Raw genomic sequence first — 3,789 nt, 5'->3', positions numbered from 1 at the left:
GGGATAGATGCCGCTACTGTCGTATTCGAGCAGTGTTTTGCGCAGGTCGGCTTCGAACGCGGGTTGCCTCTCTCCCAGAACAGCGGGGGAGGCGAACGAGGTCGAATACAGATTGCCGACCAGCTCGTCGAGTCTCCAGGTATGGGGCTGCTGGTATTCAATTTCCTCCAGCGTATAACGGGCTTGGATCAGTACCAGTTCGTGCGGTTCGAGCCTGTCGTTATATTCGCCCGAACCGGCGCGCCGTTTTTCGCCCAGCCATTTTTGGATGACGCTGCGCACGAGGAACTGCCAGTCGGCGGTGCCGCTCCAGATGCTGGTATAACCCAGGACCACCAGCGGTTGCCCTGGCTGCAGCCAATCGCGCACACGCTCTGCGATGGCGGGTCGATCCATCCAATGAAAGGCGGCGCCGATCGTCACCAACTCGAATGAATCCGCGTCTGCGGAAAACTGTTCGGCACGTTGATTGCGCCACTGGATATTGGGGATTTTGAGCTCGTGTAAAATCTGTTTCGCGGCGGCTAACATTTCCTGGTCCGGGTCAACGGCGATGGTTTCACGAAATGAAGGCGCGAGCCGTAGTGCAAGTTCCCCGGTTCCGCAGCCCAGGTCCAGCAGGTGTCCCTGACCGGAAACGCCGGCGCGCTCCAGGATCTGCGTGAGCAGTGGGTCCGGGTAAGGAACGCGGTAGCGAATGTAGTAGGGAACGGTTCCCCGGAAAAGGTCTCTGGTCACCAACTGACTCCAAATGGAAAGCAGCTCGACAAGTTTGATCACAGGCAACAATCTTTATTGTTAAAGACAGTTTACTGACTGTGTGCGAGAGATCAATCGAACAACTGTCCCTGGCGCGATTCCCTGCTGAAGCGTTCGAGATAACCCTTCACGCTGAACTTTCTGGCGGTGTTTTTGCTGCACATGTAGCGGATTTTTCCGAAGATGGGGCGTTCCGGTCCCCAGGCGCGATCGTAGCGGCCGAGACACCAGAAGATGCCGCTGTAGGAATTCGGGTTGCGACCATCGACGGCGTATTTGTTGTTGAGGTGAATCATCGTCTGCAGCGCCTCTTGCGGGGAGGCGGACCACTGCAGAATTTTTTTGCCCCACAGCATCCGCATGTAGTTATGCATGCGGCCTTCGGTGACGAGCTGTCTCTGGGCGGCGTTCCATAACTCATCGTGTGTCGTCGCCTGTTCGAATTCTTCCCGCGTGTAACAGGGGTCGCGCGGATCGCGGGCGTGCTTTGCGAGTGTGGTTTGCGCCCAGTCGGGCAGCGATTCATACTGGTCGTAATCATCACGCTGCCAGCACATGTTATAACCCAGTTCGCGCCAGGTGATCAGCTGATCGAGAAACGCTTCGGCGGTTTCGCTCATCCCCCACCAGCCGGCCCGTTTGCCCGTTGCTTTCTGATCGAAGACTTTCTCGACCGACCAGTGTTCGCGGTGGGCGATGCGGTCAAATATTTCATGAGCCCCGATGTGACCAAAATGCAGATACGGGGAGAAGCCGCTCGTCACATCTTCTTCAGGCAGGTTCCGTTCTTCAAAGTAGCGATCAAAGCGTTTTTCGAGAAACCGGTTCAATGTTTTTTTTGCGGCGTTGGTTCCGCCATCAAAGACAGCAGGTCCCACGCTATGGTCGATCGGCAACGTCGCGAGCACTTCGGGTGTCGCCTGCAGCATGGTTGCCGATGCCATCGGCCAGTGCGCGCAAATTTCCGGCGGCAGACGTTTCAATTCGGGCAGTTTGACGCGTGCGAACGGGTTGGCGTGCGGTGTCTGCAGTAAATGGCCCGGCAGTTCTTTGTGCAGGAACCGGCGAAACGCGTAAGCGGTCGGGTAAATCTGGGACGCCGCCCGCATTGGTAACAGGCCGTTGGAATCGACGGCTTCCAAAGTGACAGACAGACGAGGAGCAACGTGCTGCAGCATCCGCGGAATGAAGAAGCAGGGAAAATCATCGGTGATGACCGCGCATGCTTTCGCAGCCAGGGCCTCCAGCAGTCCTGTGCCCTGGCCGGGTTCAGGTTCCACGTAACCGTAATAACTCGCTGGAGAATTCTTCAGGCTCTCCTGATTCGCAGCCATACCCTGTAAGACAAACCGGTGCAGACGGTCGCTGGCCCACTCATAACCACAACGCAGTGCCTCGAAGACCAGCAGCGGTTTTTTCACAGCTTGAGAAAGTTCGACGGCCCGCTGCAAACTGAAATTCGAGCGCGTGCGACGATGGGCGACCATCCAATACAGTACATACTCGCCGTCTCCCCGAATCGGGCATTCGTTGAGCGGGCGAATTCTGATTTCCGGAACGTTCATAGAGTCAGGTCATTCCCAGCGATAAACGGTCAGGTGATTTAAGTCACGAATGAAAACTTCGTTGCCACTGACTGCGATATGAGCCCAGGCATCATCGGCGATTTTGCGGCGGTCGATGACGTCAAATTTATCAGGGTTGGCCCGGATCAACAGCAGCTCGCCGTTTTGATCCAGCGCCAGAATCTTTTCGCCGTCTGTGACCATGCTCCAGTATTTGCCGAAGGGAGTGGTCGTCCAACGTTCTTTGCCCGTTTCGAGATTCAGACAGGTAAAGCGTTGATTGCGCAGATGCAGATAGAGGTTGCCTTTGATCACAATCGGCGACGACATGTAAGCCTGGGCTTTACTGGTCCAGGACTCTTTCAGGCTCCACCCCGATTCGTCTTTTGTCGTCGCAAACAGAAACGAGCCGCCGCCATAGCTGCTGGTGAAGACCGAGTTATTGTAAACGGTGGGCGTTAGAATATTCATTCCTCGAAAGGCGGGGATTTCTTTTTTCCAAAAGAGCGTGCCATCGTCGGGATTTACGCCTGCGAGGACGGTACGGGTCTGTACGAGAATTTGCGGCACGCCGTTCAGAGTGGCGAAGTACGGTGAAGAGAAAGCACTGCCCGACATGCCGCCTCCATCGTCCAGCACGCGCCATTGGATCTCGCCACTTCGTTTATCGACCTTACATAATCCGCCGCCTGCCTGCACAAATACCGAGTCACCGAGAACCAGGGGGGAGGAAGCGAACCCGAATGTGGGGGGAACGGTTCCGAGTTTCTGGACGAAGTCGAGCCGCCAGAGTTCCTTTCCCGACGCAGCATCCAGACAAACCAGTACATCACGCATACCGGCAACGTACAGCCGCTCGCCGTCAAACGCAGGCGTGGCGCGAATCCAGTCTCCGTTGGCCTTGGCAAAAAAGGGGACCGCTAACTCGCCCGGCCATGCCTGCTTCCACAGCTCAGTACCGGTTTTTCGATCGAGCGCGCGAACGACTTCGGTTTTGTTATCCCGGGTTTCGGTGACAAAGACACGATCTGAACTGACGATGGGGCCCGAATAACTCGGCCCCAGTTCGACACGCCAGATTTGTTTCAGGCGATTTTCCGCGATACTATCGGGCAGTTTTGTTCCGGTGAGTGAACCGTCTCGATTCGGTCCGCGCCATTGTGGCCAGGAATCAAGTGTCAAATCATCTCCGGATAAAGCAGGAGCGCAAAGTCCCATCAACAGCATGAAACATGCGCCGCGCAAATAAGATCGAAAACTCATTTTTCCTTCTTTCTGGCTGTTGAAGAACGGAGCCGAATGATTATATCAGGAGATTATTAAAGTGATGTTTTAAAATGCTATGAAAGATCAGTGATCTTAAATGTATTTCTGATTGTTCCTGTTTCAGATGGTTACATCTAGTTATAGTAAACGAACGATTTTTTAAAGTGGGAAATCCTGGCACGAAACTGAAAATTTGAGA

The 3,789-nt window shown here is 54.8% G+C and carries 3 protein-coding genes; all 3 read right to left on the bottom strand.

Going from position 1 to position 3,789, the window contains the following annotated elements; all coding sequences use genetic code 11:
* On the bottom strand, window positions 1-780 hold a 780-nt coding region (locus Q0294_RS07145), incomplete at its 3' end, for a class I SAM-dependent methyltransferase (RefSeq protein ID WP_299462525.1).
* Between the two features lie 50 nt (window positions 781-830).
* The gene (locus Q0294_RS07140) at window positions 831-2,324 is read right to left on the bottom strand and encodes a deoxyribodipyrimidine photolyase (RefSeq protein WP_299462522.1); all 1,494 of its coding nucleotides are present in this window, start codon (window positions 2,322-2,324) and stop codon (window positions 831-833) included.
* A gap of 9 nt (window positions 2,325-2,333) precedes the next feature.
* Window positions 2,334-3,587 carry a PQQ-binding-like beta-propeller repeat protein gene (locus tag Q0294_RS07135; protein ID WP_299462519.1) on the bottom strand — a complete coding sequence of 418 codons (1,254 nt, stop codon included), beginning with the start codon at window positions 3,585-3,587 and terminating at the stop codon, window positions 2,334-2,336.
* Between the last annotated feature and the right edge of the window lie 202 nt (window positions 3,588-3,789).

It is taken from the genome of uncultured Gimesia sp. (assembly GCF_937919775.1).
Taxonomy (GTDB): Bacteria; Planctomycetota; Planctomycetia; order Planctomycetales; family Planctomycetaceae; genus Gimesia.
Note: the sequence above shows the minus strand (reverse complement) of the source record. Positions and strands in the feature narration are given on the sequence as shown.

What these genes read in the sequence shown, in the direction of transcription:
- Q0294_RS07135 (WP_299462519.1), bottom strand. Translation starts at nt 3,587, where the DNA reads ATGAGTTTTCGATCTTATTTGCGCGGCGCATGTTTCATGCTGTTGATG.
- Q0294_RS07140 (WP_299462522.1), bottom strand. Translation starts at nt 2,324, where the DNA reads ATGAACGTTCCGGAAATCAGAATTCGCCCGCTCAACGAATGCCCGATT.